The following is a 240-nucleotide window of genomic DNA, read 5'->3' as shown; positions in this document are numbered from 1 at the left end:
CGGCCTTGAACGCCACGGCCGCAATGACGATGAACATCACCAGCGGCACAATCTTCGCCACCGTGGTCAATTGGTTGATGAACGCCGCCTCCTTGATCCCACGCAGCACCAAAAAGTGCACGGCCCAGAGCAGCACCGAGGCGCCGATCACCGCGGCCGGGGTGTTGCCCTCGCCGAAGATCGGGAAGAAATAGCCCAAGGTGCTGAACAGCAGGACGAAGTAGCCGACGTTGCCCAGCC

At 62.1% G+C, this 240-nt stretch carries 1 protein-coding gene; it reads right to left on the bottom strand.

Annotated elements, in window-relative coordinates; genetic code table 11:
- A partial coding sequence (locus J5M73_RS31720; protein WP_207817063.1) for an amino acid permease occupies positions 1-240 on the bottom strand: 240 nt, incomplete at both ends.

The sequence above is a fragment of the Pseudomonas sp. 50_B genome, from assembly GCF_017491625.1.
GTDB classification, from domain to species: Bacteria; Pseudomonadota; Gammaproteobacteria; order Pseudomonadales; family Pseudomonadaceae; genus Aquipseudomonas; species Aquipseudomonas danubii.
Note: the sequence above shows the minus strand (reverse complement) of the source record. Positions and strands in the feature narration are given on the sequence as shown.